Here is a 22488-nt window from a genome sequence, read left to right on the forward strand (position 1 = left end):
GTCTCCATTTGCGTAATGAGGAACACCATGGCCCGCGTCACCGTTGAAGACTGCCTGGACAACGTCGATAACCGTTTCGAGCTGGTCATGCTCGCCACCAAGCGTTCGCGCCAGCTGGCTACCGGCGGCAAAGAGCCCAAGGTACCGTGGGAAAACGACAAGCCCACCGTTGTCGCCCTGCGCGAAATCGCCTCGGGCCTGGTGGATGCTGACATCGTTCAGCAGGAGGACGTGGTTGAAGAAGAGCCGCTGTTCGCTGCTTTTGAAGACGAGGCCAACAACGAGGCCCTGTAAGTCGATGTCCGGCCGACGAATCGGCGCGCCACGACGCACTGCTCGGCAGGGGGTGAACCCATGCCGAGCATAGATGCCTTCGCCGACCGGCTATCGAGCTATCTGGGCCCGGATCAGGTCAACCTGGTTCGCCGCGCCTACTACTACGCCGAGCAGGCCCATGACGGGCAGCGCCGCCGCAGCGGCGAAGCCTACGTCACGCATCCGCTCGCCGTCGCCAACATCCTCGCCGACATGCACATGGACCATCAGAGCCTGATGGCGGCCATGCTGCACGACGTGATCGAGGACACCGGCATCGCCAAGGAAGCGCTCACCGCGCAGTTCGGCGAAACCGTCTCGGAACTGGTGGACGGGGTCAGCAAGCTGACCCAGATGAACTTCGAGTCCAAGGCCGAGGCGCAGGCCGAGAATTTCCAGAAGATGGCCATGGCCATGGCGCGCGATATCCGCGTGATCCTGGTGAAGCTGGCCGACCGCCTGCACAACATGCGCACCCTGGAAGTGCTGTCAGGCGAGAAGCGCCGCCGCATCGCCAAGGAAACCCTGGAAATCTACGCGCCCATCGCCAACCGGCTGGGCATGCACAGCATGCGCGTGGAGTTCGAGGACCTGGGCTTCAAGGCCATGCACCCGATGCGCTCCGAGCGCATCCGCCAGGCAGTGAAGAAAGCCCGCGGCAACCGCCGCGAGATCGTCGGCAAGATCCAGGAATCGCTGGTCAATTGCCTCGCCCGCGAAGGCATGGAAGGCCAGGTCCTGGGCCGCGAGAAGCACCTGTTCAGCATCTACAAGAAGATGCGCGGCAAGCGCAAGGCGTTCAACGAGATCATGGACGTCTACGCCTTCCGCGTCATCGTCGACAAGGTCGACACCTGCTACCGCGTGCTCGGCGCCGTGCACAACCTGTACAAGCCGTTCCCCGGTCGCTTCAAGGACTACATCGCGATTCCCAAGGCCAACGGCTACCAGTCGTTGCATACCACGCTGTTCGGCATGCACGGCGTGCCCATCGAGATCCAGATCCGCACCCGCGAGATGGAAGAGATGGCCAACCACGGGATCGCCGCGCACTGGCTGTACAAGTCCAGCGAGGACGAATCGCCCAAGGGCACCCATGCCCGCGCCCGCCAGTGGGTGAAGGGCATCCTCGAACTGCAGCAGCGCGCGGGCAACTCGCTGGAATTCATCGAGAACGTGAAGATCGACCTGTTCCCGGACGAGGTCTACGTCTTCACGCCCAAGGGCCGCATCATGGAGCTGCCCAAGGGTTCCACGGCGGTCGACTTCGCCTACGCGGTGCACACCGACGTCGGCAACAGCTGCATCGCCTGCCGTATCAACCGCCGCCTGGCGCCGCTGTCCGAACCGCTGCAGAGCGGCGCGACCGTGGAGATCGTCACCGCGCCGGGCACCCGGCCGAACCCGGCCTGGCTCAACTTCGTGGTCACCGGCAAGGCGCGCACGCACATTCGCCACGCGCTCAAGCTGCAGCGCCGCTCCGAGTCGATCAACCTCGGCGAGCGCCTGCTGAACAAGACCCTGGCCGGCTTCGACAGCCACCTGGAGAAGATTCCGCAGGAACGCATCCAGGGCGTGCTCACCGAATACCGCATGGAAGTCTTCGAGGACCTGCTCGAAGAGATCGGCCTGGGCAACCGCATGGCCTACGTGGTCGCGCGTCGCCTGCTGTCCAGCGAAGGCGAGGAAGCGCCGAGCGCCGAAGGCCCGCTGGCGATCCGCGGCACCGAGGGCCTGGTGCTCAGCTACGCCAAGTGCTGCACGCCGATTCCGGGCGACCCGATCGTCGGCCACCTGTCCGCCGGCAAGGGCATGGTCGTGCACCTGGAGAACTGCCGGAACATCAGCGAGATTCGCCACAATCCTGAAAAATGCATCCAGCTCAGCTGGGCCAAGGATGTCACCGGCGAATTCAACGTCGAACTGCGCGTCGAACTGGAGCACCAGCGCGGCCTGATCGCCCTGCTCGCCACTAGCGTCAACGCCGCCGACGGCAACATCGAGAAGATCAGCATGGACGAGCGCGACGGTCGCATCAGCGTGGTCCAGCTCGTCGTCAGCGTGCATGACCGTGTGCACCTGGCCCGCGTCATCAAGAAGCTGCGCGCGCTCAAGGGCGTGATCCGCATCACCCGCATGCGCAGCTGATCCCACCCTAAGGAGTCGACATGACCAAGACCGTAATCCATACCGACAAAGCCCCGGCCGCCATCGGTACCTACTCCCAGGCCATCAAGGCCGGCAACACCGTCTATGTCTCCGGTCAGATCCCGCTGGACCCGAAAACCATGGAACTGGTCGAGGGCTTCGAAGAGCAGACCGTCCAGGTCTTCGAGAACCTGAAAGCCGTCATCGAGGCTTCCGGCGGCTACCTGCACGACGTCGCCAAGCTGAACATCTTCCTCACCGACCTCTCGCACTTCGCCAAGGTCAACGAGATCATGGGCAAGTACTTCACCCAGCCCTACCCGGCCCGCGCCGCCATCGGCGTCGCCGCCCTGCCGAAGGGTGCCCAGGTCGAGATGGACGCCATCGTCGTCCTGGAATAAGCGCTACGAAACACCTACGGGGCCCCAGCGGCCCCGTTCCTTTGTCTGCAAGGAGCAAACATGCGTCGCGCCCTGATCCTGAGCGCCCTGATCGGCCTGCTTACCGGCTGCGCCGGCACCCCGTCCGACCCTTCCGGTGTCTGGGTCAACCAGGCCGCCATCGACGCCGCCGGCAAGGGTGGCAAGCTGCGCGAGGCGCTGCTGGCCTACGGCCCGAACCTGGAATGGAAGCTGGACACCAAGACCAGCCAGGCGACCTTCAGCAACGGCTTCGAGCTGGGCGAAGGCCAGCTTACCGCTGAAGATCCCAAGCACTACCGCGTCGAGTTCTACGGCAGCAACCAGGAATCCCTGGAGCTGGACGGCAAGGAACTGGTGCAGGTAGGCAGCGACAACTGGCCCGAACAACGCTTCCTGCGCCCCAAGGAGCAGCCCGCCGCTCAGGTATCGGCCGGCAGCACCTTCGAGAACGCGCTGTATGCGGCCTACCTCAACGGCACCTGGATCATCGAGGAAGGCGAAGGCAAGGGCAGCAAGGTCAAGTTCCTCTCCAACGGCAGCCTCGAAGGCATGCCGGGCTTCGACCGCTACGCGCTATGCCTGGCCGGCGACTGCGCAGCCATGAGCGGCGACAACGACAGCATCTGGCTGCAACAGGGCCAGCAGGGCCGCGAGTACCTGTTCGAACGCGACGGCGACAAGCTGGAGCTGTTCGAGGCGGTGAACCGCGCCCAGGCCGACGAGATGCCGCAGTACGCCCCGGGCAACAAGGTCTGGTCCCTGGAGCGCGACTGATCCGCAAGCGGGTGGGCTGACAGCATCAGCGCAGCCCGCTCCACAGCAGCCAGCCGCCCAGCGCCAGCAGCAATCCCCCGCAGATCCTGTCCAACGCCGTGACCCGGCGCTTCAGCCAGCCGCGCCAGCGCGGGCGATCCAGCAGGCGCACCAGCGCCATATCCCACAGCAGTACCACCGCGGCCATCCACAGCACGCAGGCGCCCAGCGCCCAGGCGGGCAGGTGGAACTGCCCGAGCACGCCGAACAGTCCGGTATAGAAGATCGGCAGCTTGGGATTCAGGCTGCTGGCCAGAAGCCCCTCGCGCACGCCCCGCAGGAAGCCGCCCGCCTCGTGGTTGCCGCTGGCCGTGGGAATCTCCAGCTCTCGCCGGGCCAGCAGGGCCTGCGCACCGAGCCAGACGAAATACCCACCACCCAGCAGCTGCACGACACGCAGCCCATGGCTCGCCACCTCCGGCAGCAGGCCGAGGACGAACAACACCAGCAGCATGCTGGCCAGATTGGCCAGGGCGATGCCCGCTGCGCAGCCGTCGGCGTGGCGCCTGCCGCGCAAAAGCGCAGCACGGATCAGCAGGAAGAAATCCGGCCCCGGCGACAGCAGAGCGGCGAAGTGGGTACTGGCGACCAGCGCGAAGGCGGCGAACATGGCGATCTCCCGGATGCGATGTCGCGCAGTCTGGAAGGCCCCGTATCGAGCCGTCTTGGAAGAAACTCAGGTCCGCGTGGCGCGCAGGAAACGTCCGGGAGTGACGCCGGTAAAGCGGCGGAAGGTGCCGGAAAAATGCGCCTGGTCGTAGAAGCCCAGCGACAATGCGACGTCCAGCGGCTTCTCGCCGGACACCAACAGACGCTTGGCCTCGCGGATGCGCCGTTGCAGCAGGTAGGTGTGCGGCGGTACGCCGTAGGCGTTGCGGAAGGCTTCGATCAGATGACGCGGGTGGCGCTGCAACAGGGCGGCGAGGTCTTCCAGAGTGACGGCCTCACGGTAATGCGCTTCCAGGTAGTCGCGCAGCTGCGCGGTGACGCTGCCATCCCGCGATACCGCCGCATTCGGACGCATCCCACCATGGCGGATGAACACCAGCTCCAGCAGCGCCAGCAACTCGCTCTCCAGCGCCAGTGCATCGTTGCGTTCGAACTCGGCTGCCACGCGGTGCAGCGCGTCCGCGACTTGCCCGTCGTCTGGTGGATTGAGCGCCTGGAAGCCGCGCGGCAACTGCTTGCGCCCCAGCAGCGGCAGCAGCCGCGACTCCTCAATGTAGAGCATGCGGTAGACCAGCCGTTCGGACTCGGCGTTGCCGGTATGCGGCTCCTCCGGATTCATCAGCGACAGCGTGCCGGCCGGCAGCACATGATGCGCGCCACGGCACTGGTAGCCGCCGGCGCCCTGCAGGATGGCGCCGATGGCGAAGGCATCGTGGCTGTGGCGCCCGAACGGCTGGCCGGAGAAGTCCGCGTGAAACAACTCCACCCCCGGCAACCAGGAGCGCGCCAGCAGCCGGTTGGCGTCCATCAGTCCTGCTGGCCCGCGAGAATCGCCGCGTAGCCTTCGCGGAAGCTCGGGTAACGCGGCTCCCAGCCCAGCGCACGGGCGCGAGCATTGCTGCAGCGCTTGCTGCCGGCGCGGCGCACGGTCTGCTCGTCGGCCCAGTGGGTCACGCCGAGGTGCTCACGCAACCAGGCGACCACGTCATGCAATGCAGCGGGGTCGTTGTCGACGCCGAGATAGCAGTCTTCCAGCGCAACACCTTGGCGATCGGCTTCCAGCAGATGCGCCAGCAGGCCGGCACAATCCTCGGCGTGAATGCGGTTGGCGTAGAGCGGCGGCTCGCTGGCTACGCGGTAGCCCTCGCGCACCTGTTTGAGCAGCCACTCGCGGCCGGGGCCGTAGATGCCGGTGAGGCGCACGACGCTGGCGGGAATGCCGCTCTGCAGCGCCACCTGCTCCGCTTCGAGCATCACGCTGCCGGAATAGCTTTCGGCCTCGGCCGGCGAGGTCTCGTCGATCCACTCGCCATTGCGCTGGGCGTACACGCCGCTGCTGGAAACGAACAGCAGGCGCTTGGGCGTCTGCCCGCGCTGCTTGAGCCAGCCGAGGGTATTGCGCAGGCCTTCGACGTACGCGGCACGATAACCAGCCTCGTCATGCTGGGTCGCGGCGGCGCAGTACACCAGGTAATCCAGGCTGCCGACGGGCCAGGTATCGGGGCATTCGAGCTGGGCCAGGTCACCTGCCACCGGCAGCACTTCCAGCGGCAGCGCGGCGACGTTGCGACGCAGGCCATGGACGCGCCAGTCCTGCGCGGCCAGTTGACGCCCCAGGCGGCTGCCGACATCGCCGCAACCGACGATCATCAGGCTCGGGAAGGTGCTCTTGCTCATGCTTGGCTCCGCGAATCAAAGCTCGGCAGTTTAGCGCGGTTGGTTCGCGGCGGTGCAGCCGCTATGCTTGGGCCACCTCAACGGATTTAGTCGCCATGACCCTGACCGAACTGCGCTACATCGTCACGCTTGCCCAGGAGCAACACTTCGGCCGCGCCGCAGAGCGCTGCCATGTCAGCCAGCCGACCCTGTCGGTGGGCGTGAAGAAGCTGGAAGACGAGCTCGGCGTGCTGATCTTCGAGCGCAGCAAGAGTGCGGTGCGCCTGACCCCGGTCGGCGAAGGCATCGTGGCGCAGGCGCAGAAGGTGCTGGAGCAGGCCCAGGGCATCCGCGAACTGGCTCAGGCCGGCAAGAACCAGCTGACCTCGCCGCTCAAGGTCGGCGCCATCTACACCATCGGCCCGTACCTGTTCCCGCACCTGATCCCGCAGCTGCACCGGGTCGCTCCGCAGATGCCGCTGTACATCGAGGAAAACTTCACCCACATCCTGCGCGACAAGCTGCGCACCGGCGAGCTGGACGCGATCATCATCGCCCTGCCGTTCCAGGAAGCCGACGTGCTGACCCTGCAGCTGTTCGACGAGCCGTTCTACGTGCTGATGCCGGCGGACCATCAATGGACCGCGAAGAAGACCATCGACCCGGAGCTGCTCAACGACAAGAGCCTGCTGCTGCTCGGCGAAGGCCACTGCTTCCGCGACCAGGTGCTCGAAGCCTGCCCGACGACCCACAAGGGCAGCGAGAACAAGCACACCACCGTGGAATCCTCCTCGCTGGAAACCATCCGCCACATGGTCGCCTCCGGCCTGGGCGTGTCGGTGCTGCCGTTCTCCGCCGTGGACAGCCACCACTACGCACCGGGCGTGCTGGAAGTGCGTCCGTTCAGCGCGCCGGTGCCCTTCCGTACCGTCGCCATCGCCTGGCGCGCCAGCTTCCCGCGGCCGCGCGCCATCGAGGTGCTGGCCGACTCGATCCGCCTCTGTTCGGTCGCCAAGCCGACCGTCAAGGGTGAAGCCGAGCCGGCATGACCGATCTGTCTAACGTCCCGGTCACCGCGCTCAAGGGCGTCGGCGCCGCGCTGGAGGAAAAGCTGGCGAAGGTCGGCCTGGAGAACCTCCAGGACATCCTCTTCCACCTGCCGCTGCGCTACCAGGACCGTACCCGCATCACTCCCATTGGCGCGCTGCGCCCAGGGCAGGATGCCGTGGTCGAAGGCGTGGTCTCCGGCGCCGACGTGGTGATGGGCAAGCGCCGCAGCCTGCTGGTGCGCCTGCAGGACGGCACCGGCACGCTGAGCCTGCGCTTCTATCACTTCAGCCAGGCGCAGAAGGAAAACCTCAAGCGCGGCACGCACCTGCGCTGCTACGGCGAGGCACGCCCCGGCGCATCGGGCCTGGAGATCTACCACCCCGAATACCGCTCGCTCACCGACGCCGCCGCGGCGCCGGTGGAGCAGACGCTGACACCGATCTACCCGACCACCGAAGGCCTTACCCAGCAGCGCCTGCGCCAGCTGAGCGAGCAGACCCTGGCGCGTCTCGGCCCGTCGAGCCTGCCGGACTGGCTGCCGGCGGAGCTGGCCCGCGACTACCGCCTGGGCCCGCTGGACGAAGCCATCCGCTACCTGCATCGGCCGCCGCCCGACGCCGACCTGGAAGAACTCGCCGAAGGCCGCCACTGGGCCCAGCACCGCCTGGCCTTCGAGGAACTGCTGACCCACCAGCTGTCGCTGCAACGCCTGCGCGAGAGCGTGCGCTCCCAGGCCGCGCCTCAGCTGCCACCGGCCAAGCGACTGCCGGCGCTGTACCTGAAGAACCTCGGCTTCAAGCCCACCGGCGCACAGCAGCGGGTCGGTGCGGAGATCGCCTACGACCTCGCCCAGCCCGAGCCAATGCTGCGCCTGGTACAAGGCGACGTGGGTGCTGGCAAGACCGTGGTCGCCGCCCTAGCCGCCCTGCAGGCGCTGGAGGCCGGCTACCAGGTGGCGCTGATGGCGCCCACCGAGATCCTCGCCGAGCAGCACTTCCTCAACTTCACCAAGTGGTTGCAGCCGCTGGGTATCGAGGTCGCCTGGCTGGCCGGCAAGCTCAAGGGCAAGGCCCGCGCCAGCGCGCTGGAACAGATTGCCGGCGGCGCACCGATGATCGTCGGCACCCACGCGCTGTTCCAGGACGAAGTGAAGTTCAAGCGCCTGGCCCTGGTGATCATCGACGAGCAGCACCGCTTCGGCGTGCAGCAGCGCCTCGCCCTGCGCCAGAAAGGCGTGGACGGCCGGCTCTGCCCGCACCAGCTGATCATGACCGCCACGCCCATCCCACGAACCCTGGCGATGAGCGCCTACGCCGACCTGGACACCTCGATCCTCGACGAGCTGCCGCCCGGCCGTACGCCGGTTAACACCGTGCTGGTGGCCGACAGCCGCCGCATCGAAGTGATCGAGCGCGTTCGTGCCGCCTGCGCTGAAGGCCGTCAGGCCTACTGGGTCTGCACGCTGATCGAAGAATCCGAAGAGCTGACCTGCCAGGCTGCGGAAACCACCTACGAGGAACTCTCCTCGGCGCTGGGCGAACTGCGCGTGGGCCTGATCCACGGCCGTATGAAGCCGGCGGACAAGGCCGTGGTCATGGAAGCCTTCAAGGAAGGCATGCTGCAGCTGCTGGTAGCGACCACGGTGATCGAGGTCGGCGTGGACGTGCCCAACGCCAGCCTGATGATCATCGAGAACCCCGAGCGCCTGGGCCTGGCCCAGCTGCACCAGCTGCGCGGCCGCGTCGGCCGGGGCAGCGCGGCGAGCCACTGCGTGCTGCTCTACCACCCGCCGCTGTCGCAGATCGGCCGCGAGCGCCTGGGGATCATGCGCGAAACCTGCGACGGCTTCGTCATCGCCGAGAAGGACCTGGAGCTGCGCGGCCCCGGCGAAATGCTCGGCACCCGCCAGACCGGCCTGCTGCAATTCAAGGTCGCCGACCTGATGCGCGACGCCGACCTGCTGCCAGCGGTACGCGATGCCGCTCAAGCCCTACTGGCACACTGGCCGCAATCGGTCAGCCCATTGCTGGCACGCTGGCTGCGACACGGGCAGCAATACGGACAAGTGTGATGTATTTCACTCTCATCGGTCAGTTGACCGCTCGGTCACGCTGACTGCGTGGTTATACTCCGACCCAGCCGTTGATAACCGGATCACATTCATGAGCGATGCCGCACGCGCCCCATCCGACTCCTCGCAGGCCCCCGAGGTCATCCTGCAGCTGCTCGCCAAGCTGGGCATTCCCTCTCGCGAGGTGAGCGACGCCACCACGCTTCCCGCTGCGCGTCGGGTGCAGGCCAGCCTGCTGGAAGATGCGGTCGGCACCCTGCTGGTGCTGTTCCCGCAGAGCCAACTGCTGGACCTCAATCGCCTCGCCGAACTCACCGGGCGCAAGCTGGTGGCGGTCAAGCCGGATCGCCTGGAGCGCATGCTCGGCAAGCACCAGCTCGGTCGCCTGCCGGCATTGCCGCCGCTGACCAGTTCGCCGTGCCTGTATGACGAGCGCCTGCTGCAGGAGCCCCAGTTGCTGATCGAATCCGGCACGCCGGGCACCCTGCTGGAGATTCCCACGGCGTCCTTCCGCAGCCTGCTGGAGAAAGCCAGCGCGGCGCGCTTCGGCGTACTGCTGGACTCGATCCGGCCGAACCTCGACCGCCCGGACGACGACCGCAAGGAAATCACCCAGGCCGTGCAGGCGTTCACCGCCCGCCGCATCCAGCAGCGCCTGGAAGAAACCATCGAGATCCCGCCGCTGCCGGAAACCGCGCAGAAGATCATCAAGCTGCGCGTCGATCCCAATGCCACGGTGGACGACATCACCGGCGTGGTGGAAACCGACCCGGCACTCGCCGCGCAGGTGGTCAGTTGGGCCGCCTCGCCCTACTACGCCGCACCCGGCAAGATCCGCTCGGTGGAAGACGCCATCGTCCGCGTGCTGGGCTTCGACCTGGTGATCAACCTGGCCCTGGGCCTGGCCCTGGGCAAGACCCTGAGCCTGCCCAAGGACCAGCCGCAGCACGCCACGCCCTACTGGCACCAGGCGATCTACACCGCTGCGGTGATCGAGGGCCTGACCCGCGCCGTGCCGCGCGCCGAACGCCCGGAAGCCGGCCTGACCTACCTCGGCGGCCTGCTGCACAGCATCGGCTACCTGGTCCTGGCGCATATCTTCCCGCCGCATTTCTCGCTGATCTGCCGGCACCTGGAAGTGAACCCGCACGTCGAGCACAACCTCGTCGAGCAGCACCTGCTGGGCATCACCCGCGAGCAGATCGGCGCCTGGCTGATGCGCACCTGGGACATGCCGGAAGAGATCTACACCGCGCTGCGCTTCCAGCACGATCCGTCCTATGCCGGCGACTGCTCGGCCTACGCCAACCTGGTGTGCCTGGCGACCCGCCTGCTGCGCAACCACGGCATCGGCAGCGGCCCGGAGACCGATATCCCGCAGGACCTGCTGGATCGCCTGGATATCCCGCGTGAAAAGGCCGAAGACGCTGTGCGCAAGGTGCTCGACGCTGAAGCGGTACTGCGCGAGTTGGCCAGCCAGTTCAACCCCGGCCACTGAGCGAAGCTGCGCTTTCTCTTGTAGGAGCGAGCTTGCTCGCGAACCCAAGAGCACCGAGCGGTTCCGGTTCGCGAGCAAGCTCGCGCCTGCTAAAAGCCGTTATCTGCACCCATAGAAAAGCCCTCTCAAGAGGGCTTTTTTGTGGCCGGTTCAGGCCGCTTTCTTGTCGCTGGCCGGCGCGGCCTTCTTCTTCGGCTTCAGGTACTTCACCAGGCCCTGGAACCAGATCACCAGGCCGGGGTTGCCCTGGATCTGGATGTCCTTGTTCTGGATGCCCTGCATGAACGCCAACTGCGGGTTCTTCGAGGTCATGGTGGCGAAGCCGTAGGCGCCGTCCTTGAAACCCAGTGCGAAGGCAGGGCTGGGGTGCGTGCCGCGGCGAGCGCTGACCTTGAGGTCCTTGACGATGTAGTGGCGGGCGACCTTGCCGTCGAGGGTGTGGAGCTGGAACACCAGGTCCTTGCCTTCGAGCTGCTTCTGGAATGCCGGGTTTTCGCGGCTGGCCTTGGCCATCAGGCGACCGAGCATCCACAGGAGAAGACGGAATTTCATGCACAAACCTCGACGTTCGAGACAAAAGTCTGCGCATTGTAGCCAGTTTCAAAACGGACTACATCCGGTCTTTTGGAGGGATTATGTAACCGTAGAAGGCAACCCGGAGCCGCTCTGGCTCCGGGCTTGAGACGATCAGTTGACTGCGTCTTTCAGCGCCTTGCCCGGCTTGAAGGCAACGGTATTGCTGGCTTTGATCTTGACCGGTTGGCCGGTCTGCGGGTTCTTGCCGGTACGGGCGCCACGGTGGCGCTGAACGAAGGTACCGAAACCGACAAGGGTAACGCTGTCCTTGCGGTTGAGCGCGCCAGTGATTTCATCCAGCAGCGCGTTCAGCACCTTGTTGGCTTGTTCTTTGGTGAGGTCGGCCTTCTCGGCGATCGCGGCGGCGAGTTCTGGTTTACGCATAAATGCCTCTTTGACGGTTTGTTGTTGTTGTGTCCGTGCTGTCTTCCCAACAGCGCCCAAGGCACCGCAGCCTTGCCGTACAGGCTCTAGGCTGCGGCAGACGGGGGGAGAATGGCACGCCGAAAGCTGGTACGCCAGTATCGTCTGACAATTTGCGAGCAGTTTCCCAAGGCAAAAACGCCATAGACGGCGCCTGTCACGCCAACAGGGCCGGCAACTCCTTGTTCAAAGAGAGTTTTTCGCTCACGGCGGCGCCGGTAAGGGCGTAACCGAGCAATCGACCGGCGGTATCCCGGCACAGGACTTTGAGGTCCGGGCCAGAGCCTTCCACCTGCCATTCGCCCTCGCTTCCGCGCGGGGGCGGCGACACCACCAGCGGGCACACCGGCGTCTTCACCGTCACGGGCATGGCACCGTAGGTCACCGGCGTCGGCTTGCCGGCCAGGGTCTGGGCCAGCGCGCGGGCGCAGGACATCAACGGCATCACGTACAGCAGGTTGAGGCCATCGACCTCGGCGCAGTCGCCCAGGGCGTAGATATTGGCGTGGGAGGTGCGCAGCTCGCGGTTGACCATGACGCCACGGTTGATATCCAGGCCCGCGGCAGCGGCCAGATCAATGCGCGGGCGCAGGCCCACGGCAGAAACCACCAGGTCACAGGGGATCACCTGGCCATCGGAAAGATGCGCCTCCAGGGCATCTCCCGAGCGCACGAGGCTGTTCAGCACCGGGCCGAGGTGGAAGCGCACGCCGAGGCCTTCCAGCCCCTGCTGCACAGCCTGGGCGGCAGCCGGGTGGAGCAGGCCGGGCATGACCTGCTCGCACGGCGCCACCACGTCGAGCTGGTAGCCGCCGCTGGACAGGTCGTTGGCGAATTCGCAGCCGATCAGGCCGGCGCCCAGCAGCAACACGCGGCGCTTGCCGGCGGCAGCCGCGCGGAAGCGCGCATAGTCCTCAAGGTCATTGATCGGGAAAATCAGCTCCTGGGCATCGCCCTCGACCGGCACGCGGATGGTTTCGGCGCCCCAGGCCAGCACCAGGTCGCGGTACTCGACTTCTTCTTCGCCGATCCAGATACGCCGGTGGCCCGGATCGATGCCGGTGACACGGGTGTGGGTGAGAATGCGCGCCTTGAGCTGGTCGGCCATGGCGCCCGCTTCGGCCATGGCCAGGCCATCGGCATCCTTGTCCTTGGAGAAGCCGGTGGAGAGCATCGGCTTGGAGTAGGAGCGGCCGTCATCGGCAGTGATCAGCAGCAGCGGCGTCTCGCTGTCCAGCTTGCGCCACTCGCGAGCCAGGTTGTAGCCGGCCAGGCCGGTGCCGATGATCACCAGCGGTGCGTTTTCGCTCATTGTTCTCTCCATTTCCAAAAGACGGCACTTCGTAAAGACGGCACGGCGGCCATCGGGCCGCCGCGTTGATTCGTTATCTCGGCAGGGTTCAGGAAATTTCGATCATTTCGAAATCGATCTTGCCGACGCCGCAATCCGGGCAGACCCAATCCGCCGGGATGTCTTCCCACGGCGTGCCGGGAGCTATGCCCTCCTCGGGCAACCCCAGCGCCTCGTCGTAGATGAAGCCACAGACCACGCATTGCCATTTGCGCATCAGCCAAGCCCTCCTGCGATTGCGAAGTGAACCTAACCCACTTTGACGGCGCCGGCCAACGGCGCCCGTGCCGCCGAGCTGCGTCAGCAAGGCCAACCCGGCGTCCGTCCAGTCTACCGCGCACGGCTATGGCCTGCTGGCCGCACAAACGCAGACGGCGGCCCGAAGGCCGCCGTCGCGGGGATTCCATTGGCCGAGGATCAGCCGATCTCGATCATCTCGAAATCCAGCTTGCCGACGCCACAATCCGGGCATAGCCAGTCTTCCGGCACATCTTCCCAACGGGTACCGGCGGCGATGCCCTCTTCCGGCCAGCCCTTGGTTTCGTCATAGATCAGGCCACAAACCACGCACTGCCACTTCTTCATCAGCTATCACCCTCATGTTCTTATCGCTTGGACGTCAGTGCATCCAATGTTCGGCTTTTTACTGGCGATGGGCTTGTGGCGCAAGCCCCTGGAAAAATGCGGGTAGCCGGCCAAACCTTTGGTGGGGTTTTGCGCAAGGCACTGTTGCAGACAACGCAATCGGAGCCGCAAAGCCGCCATGTTAAGCTGCCGCGTCCCTGGCCAACCGCAGTCGAACCCGTGCCCGAAGCCGCCCTGATCCACCCGCCTCGCTGGCTCACCGCCGCCCAATTGCACCCTGCCCCCGCCGCCCAGGTGGTGGACTGGCTGTTCGACGAAGGTTCGCTGACACGCCGCCTTACCGCGCTGTCCGACGGAGCCTTCGCCGTGCAGCCGCTGGCCGAGGGCTGGCACCGCCTGCGCACTGATGAGTGCGCTGCGCTGGGCGTGCCGGATGGCAGCCAGGGCTGGGTGCGCGAGGTGTACCTGAAGGGCCACGGCACGCCCTGGGTATTCGCCCGCAGCGTCGCTGCGCGCTCGGCGCTGGAGGGCTCGGGCTTCGATTTGCGCCTGCTCGGCACCCGTTCCCTGGGCGAACTGCTGTTCAGTGACCGCGCCTTCCTGCGCGGGCCCATCGAAGTGTGCCGCTATCCTGCCGCCAGCCTGCCCGCCGAGGTCCGCGCCGAACGCCTGTGGGGGCGCCGCTCCTGCTTCAGCCGCGATGGCCTGGGTGTGCTGGTTGCCGAAGTATTCCTGCCGACACTGTGGCAACGCGTGGAACAACAGCCCGTATAATTCCCGGATCGTTTTCCGGAGGCCGCCATGTTCGTCGCCCTGATCAAACCCCTCGCCCGCCTGCATCCCCGCGCCTGGGACTTCATCCAGTTGACGCGCATGGACAAGCCGATCGGCATCTACCTGCTGCTCTGGCCGACGCTGTGGGCGCTGTGGATGGCCAGCGGCGGCGTGCCGAGCGTGAAGAACCTGGTGATCTTCGTCCTCGGCACCGTGCTGATGCGCATGGCCGGCTGCGTCATCAACGACTTCGCCGACCGCAAGCTCGATGGCCACGTGGAGCGCACCCAGTTGCGCCCGCTCGCAACCGGCAGGATCACCGTGCGCGAAGCCTGGATCGCCTTCTTCATACTGCTGGGCTTGAGCTTCCTGCTGGTGCTGTGCACCAACGCGCAGACCATCTGGCTGTCCTTCGGCGGGGCGGCCATCGCGGCGCTGTACCCCTTCATGAAGCGCTACACCTACTACCCGCAGGTGGTACTGGGCGCGGCCTTCTCCTGGGGCATCCCGATGGCCTTCACCGCGGCGGGCGGTACCCTGCCGGCGGTGGCCTGGCTGCTGTTCTTCGCCAACGTGCTGTGGACGGTCGCGTATGACACCTACTACGCGATGACCGACCGCGAGGACGACCTGAAGATGGGCATGAAGTCCACGGCGATCCTCTTCGGCGATGCCGACCGGGTGATCAACCTGAGCCTGCAGGGCCTGATGCTCCTGCTGCTGATCCTGGCTGGCAACAAGCTGGCGATGCACCTGTATTACTACCTGGGCCTGGCCGTGGCGGCGGTCTGCTTCGCCTGGCAGTTCCATTCGACCCGCGACCGCGAGCCGATGAAGTGCTTCAAGGCCTTCCTGCACAACCACTGGGCGGGGCTGGCGATCTTCCTCGGCACCGTGCTGGATTTCGCCCTGCGCTGATACAAACCCTGTAGGTGCGAGCTTGCTCGCGAATCGCCCCCGCAGCGGAGCAGTTCGCGAGCAAGCTCGCTCCTACAAAGAGACGCTACGGTTTGGCCATGTGCCAGACGCCCATCTTGCCGTCACCGACCATGTCGCCGGCCTTCTTGTCCTGAGCGAAGGTGTACAGCGGCTTGCCCTTGTAGGCCCACTGGGCGCTGCCGTCGTCACGCTTGATCAGCGTCCAGTCACCCATGGCGCTGTCATCCGCAGCGGCCATCAGCGGAGGCCAGTTCTGCGCGCAGCCGCCGTTGCACATCGACTTGCCGCCGCTGTCCTTGTCGAAGGTGTAGAGCGTCATGCCCTTGGCATCGACCAGCATGCCGTTTTTCTCCATGCCGGGGCCGGCGGCCAGGGCAGACATCGCGGGCAGCATCAGACCCAGTGCCAGGGCCGGGAATAGCAGTTTCATGAGCGCTTCTCCTCTGGTGAGGTGGAAACGGCGCGAGCATCGGCGCAAAGGCAGGCGGGAATGCAGGCAGGGCCGGCCAGGCGACGTCGACAACGCACTCACTACCGTCATCGCAAGACTCCGGCAGGCTCGCCTGCCGGGCACACCGCCGACCGGGCCGGTGCGTTCCGTGTGCCACGCAAGCATCGCGCGGCGACTCGATCAGCATAGACGAGCGTGCTGCGACCAGGCTCGGCTACCATCGGCGTGTCACATTCATGAAATATTTCCGTTATCTAATGCGGCGCATTACAGAAATTCTGAGGCCTCAGCATGGTTGGCAAGACAATCCTCATCGTCGATGACGAAGCTCCGATCCGGGAAATGATCGCCGTGGCCCTGGAGATGGCCGGCTACGAATGTCTGGAGGCCGACAGCGCCCAGACGGCTCACGCGGTGATCGTCGATCGCAAACCGGACCTGATCCTGCTCGACTGGATGCTCCCGGGCACCTCGGGCATCGAACTGGCCCGCCGCCTCAAGCGCGACGAGCTGACCTCGGCCATCCCGATCATCATGCTTACCGCAAAGGGTGAAGAGGACAACAAGATCCAGGGGCTGGAAGTCGGCGCCGACGACTACATCACCAAGCCGTTCTCCCCGCGCGAACTGGTCGCCCGCCTGAAGGCCGTGCTGCGTCGTACCGGCGCCGGCGACAGCGAAACGCCGATCGAAGTCGGCGGCCTGATGCTCGACCCGATCAGCCACCGCGTGACCATCGACGGCAAGCCCGCCGAGATGGGCCCGACCGAATACCGCCTGCTGCAGTTCTTCATGACCCACCAGGAGCGCGCCTACACCCGCGGCCAACTGCTGGACCAGGTCTGGGGCGGTAACGTCTACGTCGAGGAGCGCACGGTCGACGTGCACATCCGCCGCCTGCGCAAGGCGCTGGGCGAGGTCTACGAAAATCTGGTTCAGACCGTGCGCGGCACCGGGTATCGTTTCTCGACCAAAAGCTGACCCGGCTAATCATCTGGCGGGCACAAGGAACGGAATTTCGTGACCCAGAACTGGAGTGGCGTGCTGATACGCCACCTGCTGCTAGTCGTAGTCGCCGGCGCCCTGCTCGGCCTGATCACCGGCCAGTACGGCTGGGCGATCGCCGTGGCGCTGGGCGCCTACCTCGGTTGGTCGACCTGGCAGCTGCTGCGCCTGCACAAGTGGCTGAAGAATCACCAGCCCGATGAAGCCCCGCCCGATGGCTACGGCCTGTGGGGCGAGGTGTTCGACAGCATCTACCACCTGCAGCGGCGCAACCAGAGGGCCCGCGGACGCCTGCAGGCGGTGATCGACCGCATGCAGGAATCCACCGCGGCGCTGCGCGACGGCATGATCCTGCTCGACCGCGATGGCAACCTGGAATGGTGGAACCAGTCCGCCGAGCGCCTGCTGGGGCTCAAGAGCCCGCAGGACGGCGGCCAACCGGTCACCAACCTGGTGCGCCACCCGCGCTTCAAGGAATACTTCGAAGGCGAGGATTACCGCGAGCCGCTGGAGCTTTCCTCCCCCATCAGCGACAACCTGCGCCTGCAGTTCCACATCACCCTGTACGGCGCCGGCGAACACCTGATGCTGGTCCGCGACGTGACCCGCGTCCACCAGCTGGAACAGATGCGCAAGGACTTCGTCGCCAACGTCTCCCACGAGCTGCGCACGCCCTTGACGGTGATCGCCGGCTACCTGGAAACGCTGCTCGACAACGTCGAGGACGTGAACCCGCGCTGGACCCGCGCCCTGCAGCAGATGCAGCAGCAGGCCGGGCGCATGCAGAACCTGCTCAATGACCTGCTCCTGCTGGCCAAGCTGGAAGCCACCGACTACCCGGCGGACAACAAGCCGGTGGCGGTAGACCTGATGCTGCTGTCGATCCGCAACGACGCCCAGGCGCTGTCCGGCGCGCGCAATCACCGCATCAGCCTGGAGGCCGACTCGAAGCTGAAGCTCAAGGGCAGCGAGGCGGAACTGCGCAGCGCCTTCTCCAACCTGGTGTTCAACGCCGTGAAGTACACCCCCGACGAAGGCGAGATCCGCATCCGCTGGTGGGGCGACGAACAGGGCGCGCACCTGGCCGTGCAGGACAGCGGCATCGGCATCGATCCCAAGCACCTGCCGCGCCTGACCGAGCGCTTCTACCGCGTCGACTCCAGCCGCAACGCCAGCACCGGCGGCACCGGCCTGGGCCTGGCCATCGTCAAGCACGTCCTGCTGCGCCATCGCAGTACCCTGGACATCAGCAGTGTCCCGGGCAAGGGCAGCAGCTTCACCTGTCACTTTCCGCCGCAACAGGTCGAGAGTCGCGCATAGCTGCGCGCCATTTCGACTCTTGCATGAGCGGGCTTGCCAGCCGGGCCCGCTGAACCGCATTCTTGTCCGTCCATTTGCAAACCAACAGAACCATGGACCCTTCCCCTAGTAGCAACTTCCTCACTTATTTCGCCGATTTCGGCCTGATCCTGTTCGCCCTGTTCCTCGTCGTACTCAACGGCTTCTTCGTCGCCGCCGAGTTCGCCATGGTCAAGCTGCGCTCCACCCGCGTGGAGACCATCGCCAACCAGCACGGCTGGCGCGGCACCATCCTGCGCAAGGTGCACAACCAGCTCGACGCCTATCTCTCCGCCTGCCAGCTGGGCATCACCCTGGCGTCACTGGGCCTGGGCTGGGTCGGCGAGCCGGCCTTCGCCGAGCTGCTGGAGCCGCTGCTGGCCGCGATTGGCGTGCACTCCGAGGAAGTCATCCGCGGCGTGTCGTTCTTCACCGCGTTCTTCATCATTTCCTACCTGCACATCGTGGTCGGCGAGCTCGCGCCCAAGTCCTGGGCGATCCGCAAGCCGGAGCTGCTGTCGCTGTGGACCGCGGTGCCGCTCTATCTCTTCTACTGGGCCATGTACCCGGCCATCTGGCTGCTCAACGCCAGTGCCAACGCCATCCTCAAGATCGCCGGGCAAGGCGAGCCGGGACCGCACCACGAGCACCACTACAGCCGTGATGAGCTCAAGCTGATCCTGCACTCCAGCCGTGCCCACGACCCCAGCGACCAGGGCATGCGCGTGCTGGCTTCGGCGGTGGAGCTGGGCGAGCTGGAAGTCGCCGACTGGGCCAACTCCCGCGAGGACCTGGTCTACCTTGAGCGCACGGCGCCGCTGGACGACATCCTCGCTACCATTCGCCGCCACAAGTACAGCCGCTACCCGGTGTACGACAGCGAGAAGAACGAGTTCATCGGCCTGCTGCACATCAAGGACCTGCTGCTGGCCCTGGCCACGCTGGACAGCCTGCCTGAGTCCTTCGACCTCGATGAGCTGACCCATCCGCTGGAAATGGTCACCAAGCATCTGCCGCTGGCCCGCCTGCTGGAGCAGTTCCGCCAGGGCGGCTCGCACTTCGCGCTGGTGGAGGAAGCCGACCACAAGGTCGTCGGCTACCTGACCATGGAAGACGTGCTGGAAGTGCTGGTCGGCGATATCCAGGACGAACACCGCAAGGCCGAGCGCGGCATCGTCGCCTACCAGCCCGGCAAGCTGCTGGTGCGTGGCGATACCCCGCTGTTCAAGCTGGAGCGCCTGCTGGGCATCGACCTGGACCACATCGAGGCCGACACCCTCGCCGGCCTCGTCTACGACACGCTCAAGCGCGTGCCGGAGGAAGAGGAAGTCCTGGATACCGAAGGCCTGCGCATCATCGTGAAGAAGATGAAGGGCCCGAAGATCGTCCTCGCCAAGGTGGTGAAGCTGGACTGACAGTTCCGCCTATGAAAAAAGGCAGCCCGCGGGCTGCCTTTTTCTTTTCTGTAGGAGCGAGCTTGCTCGCGAACCCGCCCAACCTCAGTGGAGCCGGCCAGTTCTATTCGCGAGCGAGCTCGCTCCTGCAAGAGCCGAACCTTAGTTACCCTTGACCACCGCAAAATTGGGCAGCGCGTCCACCGGCTGGGAGAAGTCATAGGGAATCGACTCCAACGCCAGGCCGACGTTGCGCTGCACCACGAAGTGCAGATGCGGGCCGCTGCTGTTACCGGTGTTGCCCGACTGCGCCAGCGGCGTGCCGGTACCGATGCGCTGGCCTTCGTGCACCAGCACCGAACCCCGCATGAGGTGCAGGTACACGCCCATGGTGCCGTCGTCATGCAGCACCCGCACGAAGTTGCCGGAAGGATTCTTGCCGCGGCCGTCCTGGCCATTCTCGACCTTCACCACGGTACCGCCACGCGCCGCAACGATGGGCGTGCCTACCGGCATGGCGATGTCCATGGCGTAGCGGCCCTTGGGCGTGAAGTGGCTGTAGCGGCCATTGGCGCCTTGGGTCAGGCGGAATGGCCCGCCGACCCACGGCAAAGCGTACTGGTAGGACAAGGGCGTCGGGCGCGGGTCACCCAGCGCGTAGCGCAGCTTGGGCTTGTAGCGCAGCGGCCTGGCGGGGTCGAGCGGAGCCAGGGTAGCGAGACGGATCGAGCTGCGCGGCGCCAGCACCCAGCGGATCGGCCGCTCCGGCGCGCCCACGGCGTTCTGCACGCCGGTCACGCTCAGCTCCACCTCCACCGGCGCATATAGATCGTTGCGCACCTGGAGCGTCTCGCCGCCAGCGTGCTTCTTCGTCTCCAGTTTCACCTGTTCTTCCAGGTGCTCGACCATGCGATCGCGGAAGACGAACACGGCCGCACCCGCCACGGCTTTATCCGTGTAGGTGACCACGCCGTTGGCGTCGGTGTACTTGTAGATGGTCACGGCCGAAGCCGTCCCGGAAGCGGCCAATAGACCGCACAGGAGGATACTGCGCCCTAGCATCTCGACTCTGGTTATAGGTATTGCGACGCTGGCAAGACTAGCAGTGCAGGCCCGGCGCCGCGACCTGCCGCCGGTCGGCCTGTGAAGCAGTACTACCCACCGGCCGGCCCATTTGTAACCGAATCAGGCGCCGGGCACGTAATGCTTCTGGGTGCTGCCACGGGCGATCAGGCGCGACAGGTAGTCGAGCTTCTGTGGATCACGGTCGACGAAACGGAAGGTCAGTTGCAGCCACTCGCTGTCCGGCTTGGGCTCCAGCGCCGCCACGGCGTGCAGGTAGCCGTTGAGGCGAGCGACGTCGCTGTCTTCCTCCAGGTCGAGCACGGCGCTTTCCAGCACCTGTGGCAGCGGCGTGCCGCGCTTCACCACCAGCAACGCTTCCTTGAGGCTCAGCGCCTTGATGACGCAGGGAAGGTTCGCCGAAGGCAGGCGCAGTTGCCCCTGCTGGCCCTTGGCGCCACTGCGCACGGCGGGAGCAGCCGCTGTCGGTGCCGCAGCAGCCGGAGCCGGGCGTGGCGCAGCGGGTGCCGCCGGCGGGCGAACGACTTCGGCCTTGCCACCGGTAAGGGCGGCCAGGGAGTCGTTGGGCATCGAGCCGACCAGGCTGCGCTGCGGTGCCTGCGCCGCCAGGGCTTCCAGCTTGCCGGCGCGCGACAGCGCCTTCTTCACCTTGCTCACCAATTGATCGTTGGAGAACGGCTTGCCGATGAAGTCGGAGACGCCGGCCTGGATGGCCTGCACCACGTTTTCCTTGTCGCCACGGCTGGTGACCATGATGAAGGGTGTGGTCTTCAGGCTGTCCTGCTCGCGGCACCAGGTGAGCAACTCGATCCCGGAGAGCTCGGGCATTTCCCAGTCGCAGAGGATCAGGTCCACCGGTTGGCGCGCAAGGAACTGCTGGGCCTTGCGGCCGTTGACCGCCTCTTCGATCTGCAGGCCGGGGAAATGGTCCCGCAGCCCCTTCTTCACCAGGTCACGGATGAACGGAGCGTCATCCACCACCAGCACACTGACTTTGCCCATCGGCATCTCCCGCAAACGATAGGGCGAAGAATAGCCTTGCCGGGTGGCTACGTGCCATTGGTGCGGGACCGCCCGGCCATAAAATGACGAACCCGGCGCGAGGGCCGGGTTCGTTCTGGCACGGGCGTCTGGCTTATTCGGCCTTGTCGGCCTTGGCAGCGGTGCCCTGCACTTCTTCCTTCATGCGGGTCAGGCCGATGTGGCGGACATCGGTGCCGCGCACCAGGTAGATCACCAGTTCGGCAATGTTGCGAGCGTGGTCGCCGATGCGCTCCAGCGAACGCAGGGCCCAGATGACGTTGAGCACGCGGGAGATGGCGCGCGGGTCTTCCATCATGTAGGTGACCAGCTCGCGCAGGGCGGTCTTGTATTCGCGGTCGACGGTCTTGTCGTACTGCGCCACCGACAGCGCGAGGTCCGCGTCGAAACGGGCAAAGGCGTCCAGCGCCTCCTGCACCATCTTGCGCACCTGGTTGCCAATGTGGCGCACCTCGACGTAGCCGCGCGGCGACTCGCCCTCTTCGCACAGCTGGATGGCGCGACGGGCGATCTTCGAGGCTTCGTCGCCGATGCGCTCCAGATCGATCACCGACTTGGAGATGCTGATGATCAGGCGCAGGTCGGAGGCGGCCGGCTGGCGGCGGGCGAGGATGCGCAGGCATTCCTCGTCGATGTTGCGCTCCATCTGGTTGATCTGGTCGTCGATCTCGCGCACCTGCTGGGCGAGGCCGGAGTCGGCGTCGATCAGCGCGTTGACCGCGTCGTTGACCTGCTTCTCCACCAGGCCGCCCATGGCCAGCAGATGGCTGCGCACATCTTCCAGTTCGGCATTGAACTGCTGCGAGATGTGATGGGTGAGGCTTTCTTTGTTGATCATGTTCGCTCCGCGAAAGCCGCAGGCTCCGGGCCGCTGGCTTGTGATGTT

The 22488-nt window shown here is 65.7% G+C and carries 24 protein-coding genes; 12 read left to right on the top strand and 12 right to left on the bottom strand.

Features of this window, described 5'->3' with window-relative positions; all coding sequences use genetic code 11:
• Window positions 1-27 precede the first annotated feature (27 nt).
• Genes rpoZ through RS899_RS25740 form a run of 4 tightly spaced genes read left to right on the top strand, consistent with a single transcriptional unit; the run spans window position 28 to window position 3659 of the window.
• On the top strand, window positions 28-294 hold the full coding sequence (gene rpoZ, locus RS899_RS25725) for a DNA-directed RNA polymerase subunit omega (RefSeq protein ID WP_024762058.1): 267 nt from the start codon (window positions 28-30) through the stop codon (window positions 292-294).
• Window positions 295-354: 60 nt separating this feature from the next.
• Entirely contained in the window at window positions 355-2463 is a 2109-nt protein-coding gene (spoT, locus tag RS899_RS25730; RefSeq protein WP_054910057.1) for a bifunctional GTP diphosphokinase/guanosine-3',5'-bis pyrophosphate 3'-pyrophosphohydrolase, read from the top strand.
• 20 nt (window positions 2464-2483) lie between these two features.
• Window positions 2484-2864 carry a RidA family protein gene (locus RS899_RS25735; RefSeq protein WP_024762056.1) on the top strand — a complete coding sequence of 127 codons (381 nt, stop codon included), beginning with the start codon at window positions 2484-2486 and terminating at the stop codon, window positions 2862-2864.
• Window positions 2865-2924: 60 nt separating this feature from the next.
• Window positions 2925-3659: a hypothetical protein gene (locus RS899_RS25740; RefSeq protein ID WP_054910056.1), complete on the top strand. Its 735-nt coding sequence runs from the start codon at window positions 2925-2927 to the stop codon at window positions 3657-3659.
• A 25-nt stretch (window positions 3660-3684) separates the two neighbouring features.
• On the opposite strand, the gene RS899_RS25745 is transcribed toward RS899_RS25740, so the two are convergent.
• The 3 genes from RS899_RS25745 to RS899_RS25755 all read right to left on the bottom strand — a co-directional run bounded on the left by RS899_RS25745 (window position 3685) and on the right by RS899_RS25755 (window position 6044).
• Complete coding sequence (locus RS899_RS25745; RefSeq protein WP_054910055.1) at window positions 3685-4308, bottom strand: LysE family translocator; 624 nt, start codon at window positions 4306-4308, stop codon at window positions 3685-3687.
• Between the two features lie 66 nt (window positions 4309-4374).
• Entirely contained in the window at window positions 4375-5175 is an 801-nt protein-coding gene (locus RS899_RS25750) for a helix-turn-helix transcriptional regulator (RefSeq protein ID WP_054910054.1), read from the bottom strand.
• A complete protein-coding gene (locus RS899_RS25755; protein ID WP_054910053.1) occupies window positions 5175-6044 on the bottom strand; it encodes an NAD-dependent epimerase/dehydratase family protein in 870 nt (289 codons plus the stop codon). Before RS899_RS25755 ends, RS899_RS25750 begins: the two co-directional genes overlap by 1 nt.
• Window positions 6045-6139: 95 nt before the next feature.
• On the opposite strand from RS899_RS25755, the gene RS899_RS25760 reads away from it, so the two are divergent.
• From RS899_RS25760 to RS899_RS25770, 3 genes are all read left to right on the top strand, one after another.
• Window positions 6140-7072, top strand: coding sequence for a hydrogen peroxide-inducible genes activator (locus RS899_RS25760; protein ID WP_037016754.1), 933 nt, complete (start codon window positions 6140-6142; stop codon window positions 7070-7072).
• On the top strand, window positions 7069-9144 hold the full coding sequence (gene recG, locus RS899_RS25765; protein ID WP_054910052.1) for an ATP-dependent DNA helicase RecG: 2076 nt from the start codon (window positions 7069-7071) through the stop codon (window positions 9142-9144). Before RS899_RS25760 ends, recG begins: the two co-directional genes overlap by 4 nt.
• A gap of 91 nt (window positions 9145-9235) precedes the next feature.
• The gene (locus tag RS899_RS25770) at window positions 9236-10642 is read left to right on the top strand and encodes an aminoacyl-tRNA deacylase and HDOD domain-containing protein (protein ID WP_054910051.1); all 1407 of its coding nucleotides are present in this window, start codon (window positions 9236-9238) and stop codon (window positions 10640-10642) included.
• Between the two features lie 150 nt (window positions 10643-10792).
• Here RS899_RS25770 and RS899_RS25775 read toward each other — a convergent pair whose 3' ends face one another.
• From RS899_RS25775 to RS899_RS25795, 5 genes are all read right to left on the bottom strand, one after another.
• Window positions 10793-11194, bottom strand: a complete 402-nt coding sequence (locus RS899_RS25775) for a hypothetical protein (RefSeq protein WP_024762049.1) — start codon at window positions 11192-11194, stop codon at window positions 10793-10795.
• Window positions 11195-11329: 135 nt separating this feature from the next.
• On the bottom strand, window positions 11330-11602 hold the full coding sequence (locus tag RS899_RS25780) for an HU family DNA-binding protein (RefSeq protein ID WP_017520695.1): 273 nt from the start codon (window positions 11600-11602) through the stop codon (window positions 11330-11332).
• A 196-nt stretch (window positions 11603-11798) separates the two neighbouring features.
• On the bottom strand, window positions 11799-12953 hold the full coding sequence (locus RS899_RS25785) for an NAD(P)/FAD-dependent oxidoreductase (RefSeq protein ID WP_054910049.1): 1155 nt from the start codon (window positions 12951-12953) through the stop codon (window positions 11799-11801).
• A gap of 88 nt (window positions 12954-13041) precedes the next feature.
• Entirely contained in the window at window positions 13042-13209 is a 168-nt protein-coding gene (locus RS899_RS25790; protein WP_024762047.1) for a rubredoxin, read from the bottom strand.
• A 200-nt stretch (window positions 13210-13409) separates the two neighbouring features.
• Window positions 13410-13577, bottom strand: a complete 168-nt coding sequence (locus RS899_RS25795; RefSeq protein ID WP_015479573.1) for a rubredoxin — start codon at window positions 13575-13577, stop codon at window positions 13410-13412.
• A 234-nt stretch (window positions 13578-13811) separates the two neighbouring features.
• On the opposite strand from RS899_RS25795, the gene RS899_RS25800 reads away from it, so the two are divergent.
• Together RS899_RS25800 and ubiA are read left to right on the top strand one after the other, a co-directional pair.
• Window positions 13812-14351, top strand: coding sequence for a chorismate lyase (locus RS899_RS25800; RefSeq protein ID WP_243779374.1), 540 nt, complete (start codon window positions 13812-13814; stop codon window positions 14349-14351).
• Window positions 14352-14378: 27 nt separating this feature from the next.
• Window positions 14379-15269 (top strand): 4-hydroxybenzoate octaprenyltransferase, encoded by an 891-nt coding sequence (gene ubiA / locus RS899_RS25805; RefSeq protein ID WP_315808375.1) that lies wholly within the window; start codon window positions 14379-14381, stop codon window positions 15267-15269.
• An 85-nt stretch (window positions 15270-15354) separates the two neighbouring features.
• On the opposite strand, the gene RS899_RS25810 is transcribed toward ubiA, so the two are convergent.
• Window positions 15355-15720: a COG4315 family predicted lipoprotein gene (locus RS899_RS25810; protein ID WP_233297577.1), complete on the bottom strand. Its 366-nt coding sequence runs from the start codon at window positions 15718-15720 to the stop codon at window positions 15355-15357.
• A gap of 312 nt (window positions 15721-16032) precedes the next feature.
• On the opposite strand from RS899_RS25810, the gene phoB reads away from it, so the two are divergent.
• From phoB to RS899_RS25825, 3 genes are all read left to right on the top strand, one after another.
• A complete protein-coding gene (phoB, locus tag RS899_RS25815) occupies window positions 16033-16722 on the top strand; it encodes a phosphate regulon transcriptional regulator PhoB (RefSeq protein WP_054910046.1) in 690 nt (229 codons plus the stop codon).
• A gap of 39 nt (window positions 16723-16761) precedes the next feature.
• The gene (gene phoR / locus RS899_RS25820) at window positions 16762-18066 is read left to right on the top strand and encodes a phosphate regulon sensor histidine kinase PhoR (protein ID WP_054910045.1); all 1305 of its coding nucleotides are present in this window, start codon (window positions 16762-16764) and stop codon (window positions 18064-18066) included.
• A gap of 92 nt (window positions 18067-18158) precedes the next feature.
• Complete coding sequence (locus RS899_RS25825; protein WP_054910044.1) at window positions 18159-19499, top strand: hemolysin family protein; 1341 nt, start codon at window positions 18159-18161, stop codon at window positions 19497-19499.
• A gap of 141 nt (window positions 19500-19640) precedes the next feature.
• Here the strand turns inward: RS899_RS25825 and RS899_RS25830 are convergent, their stop codons facing one another.
• From RS899_RS25830 to phoU, 3 genes are all read right to left on the bottom strand, one after another.
• Window positions 19641-20540 carry a peptidoglycan DD-metalloendopeptidase family protein gene (locus RS899_RS25830; RefSeq protein ID WP_315808376.1) on the bottom strand — a complete coding sequence of 300 codons (900 nt, stop codon included), beginning with the start codon at window positions 20538-20540 and terminating at the stop codon, window positions 19641-19643.
• A 123-nt stretch (window positions 20541-20663) separates the two neighbouring features.
• On the bottom strand, window positions 20664-21563 hold the full coding sequence (locus tag RS899_RS25835; protein WP_233297579.1) for a response regulator: 900 nt from the start codon (window positions 21561-21563) through the stop codon (window positions 20664-20666).
• 133 nt (window positions 21564-21696) lie between these two features.
• Complete coding sequence (gene phoU / locus RS899_RS25840) at window positions 21697-22440, bottom strand: phosphate signaling complex protein PhoU (RefSeq protein WP_054910041.1); 744 nt, start codon at window positions 22438-22440, stop codon at window positions 21697-21699.
• Window positions 22441-22488 lie beyond the last annotated feature (48 nt).

This window comes from Pseudomonas sp. C9-3, from assembly GCF_032392015.1.
GTDB lineage: Bacteria > Pseudomonadota > Gammaproteobacteria > Pseudomonadales > Pseudomonadaceae > Pseudomonas > Pseudomonas nitroreducens.

Excerpts from the sequence above, each read along its gene's own strand:
- RS899_RS25750 (WP_054910054.1), bottom strand. The coding sequence starts at position 5,175 with ATGGACGCCAACCGGCTGCTGGCGCGCTCCTGGTTGCCGGGGGTGGAG.
- RS899_RS25825 (WP_054910044.1), top strand. The coding sequence starts at position 18,159 with ATGGACCCTTCCCCTAGTAGCAACTTCCTCACTTATTTCGCCGATTTC.
- RS899_RS25835 (WP_233297579.1), bottom strand. The coding sequence starts at position 21,563 with ATGGGCAAAGTCAGTGTGCTGGTGGTGGATGACGCTCCGTTCATCCGT.
- RS899_RS25755 (WP_054910053.1), bottom strand. The coding sequence starts at position 6,044 with ATGAGCAAGAGCACCTTCCCGAGCCTGATGATCGTCGGTTGCGGCGAT.
- RS899_RS25760 (WP_037016754.1), top strand. The coding sequence starts at position 6,140 with ATGACCCTGACCGAACTGCGCTACATCGTCACGCTTGCCCAGGAGCAA.
- RS899_RS25740 (WP_054910056.1), top strand. The coding sequence starts at position 2,925 with ATGCGTCGCGCCCTGATCCTGAGCGCCCTGATCGGCCTGCTTACCGGC.
- phoU (WP_054910041.1), bottom strand. The coding sequence starts at position 22,440 with ATGATCAACAAAGAAAGCCTCACCCATCACATCTCGCAGCAGTTCAAT.
- RS899_RS25775 (WP_024762049.1), bottom strand. The coding sequence starts at position 11,194 with ATGAAATTCCGTCTTCTCCTGTGGATGCTCGGTCGCCTGATGGCCAAG.
- rpoZ (WP_024762058.1), top strand. The coding sequence starts at position 28 with ATGGCCCGCGTCACCGTTGAAGACTGCCTGGACAACGTCGATAACCGT.
- RS899_RS25790 (WP_024762047.1), bottom strand. The coding sequence starts at position 13,209 with ATGCGCAAATGGCAATGCGTGGTCTGTGGCTTCATCTACGACGAGGCG.
- recG (WP_054910052.1), top strand. The coding sequence starts at position 7,069 with ATGACCGATCTGTCTAACGTCCCGGTCACCGCGCTCAAGGGCGTCGGC.
- RS899_RS25785 (WP_054910049.1), bottom strand. The coding sequence starts at position 12,953 with ATGAGCGAAAACGCACCGCTGGTGATCATCGGCACCGGCCTGGCCGGC.
- RS899_RS25780 (WP_017520695.1), bottom strand. The coding sequence starts at position 11,602 with ATGCGTAAACCAGAACTCGCCGCCGCGATCGCCGAGAAGGCCGACCTC.
- RS899_RS25735 (WP_024762056.1), top strand. The coding sequence starts at position 2,484 with ATGACCAAGACCGTAATCCATACCGACAAAGCCCCGGCCGCCATCGGT.
- phoB (WP_054910046.1), top strand. The coding sequence starts at position 16,033 with ATGGTTGGCAAGACAATCCTCATCGTCGATGACGAAGCTCCGATCCGG.
- ubiA (WP_315808375.1), top strand. The coding sequence starts at position 14,379 with ATGTTCGTCGCCCTGATCAAACCCCTCGCCCGCCTGCATCCCCGCGCC.
- spoT (WP_054910057.1), top strand. The coding sequence starts at position 355 with ATGCCGAGCATAGATGCCTTCGCCGACCGGCTATCGAGCTATCTGGGC.
- RS899_RS25810 (WP_233297577.1), bottom strand. The coding sequence starts at position 15,720 with ATGAAACTGCTATTCCCGGCCCTGGCACTGGGTCTGATGCTGCCCGCG.
- RS899_RS25745 (WP_054910055.1), bottom strand. The coding sequence starts at position 4,308 with ATGTTCGCCGCCTTCGCGCTGGTCGCCAGTACCCACTTCGCCGCTCTG.
- RS899_RS25795 (WP_015479573.1), bottom strand. The coding sequence starts at position 13,577 with ATGAAGAAGTGGCAGTGCGTGGTTTGTGGCCTGATCTATGACGAAACC.
- RS899_RS25770 (WP_054910051.1), top strand. The coding sequence starts at position 9,236 with ATGAGCGATGCCGCACGCGCCCCATCCGACTCCTCGCAGGCCCCCGAG.
- RS899_RS25830 (WP_315808376.1), bottom strand. The coding sequence starts at position 20,540 with ATGCTAGGGCGCAGTATCCTCCTGTGCGGTCTATTGGCCGCTTCCGGG.